The sequence below is a fragment of the Vibrio sp. 10N.222.52.C3 genome (assembly GCF_041474195.1).
GTDB lineage: Bacteria > Pseudomonadota > Gammaproteobacteria > Enterobacterales > Vibrionaceae > Vibrio > Vibrio crassostreae_C.
Genome location: NZ_JBFRTQ010000193.1, coordinates 1 through 380, shown reverse-complemented (window position 1 = coordinate 380; position 380 = coordinate 1). Strand labels below are relative to the sequence as shown.

Below are 380 nucleotides of genomic sequence, written 5' to 3'. Positions count from 1 at the left end.
GCCTTGTCAAAATGTTAAAGGGTAATTTTGATATTAGTCAAATAAAAGGCATCCTTTTTAATTTAAGGGGGGAAGGTGAATTTACAAGTTCTGATTTAATATTGAATACTGATTCTTTAATCATATTTAATAAATACGCTGGAATTTTAAAAGACCTTGGTAGTATTTCGAGTATACAACACTCGTATATCAATGAATATAAAATACACAGTCCTAATGAAGTGACTTCATTTAATGCCGAATTTATAATAGATTTAACAAGTAAAATTTCCAATCTACCCGCAATATTAGCCAATAACTTTCCTTATGGATGGAATGGATTTAGCACTGGTGAGTTTGCAAAATTAAATATTTTTTCTGAATTATATACTTATATACAT

1 protein-coding gene is annotated in these 380 nt (G+C 27.9%); it reads left to right on the top strand.

What is annotated here, in order from left to right:
* The coding region (locus tag AB4517_RS21895) for a hypothetical protein (RefSeq protein ID WP_372149957.1) at positions 1–380 on the top strand (380 nt) is incomplete at both ends.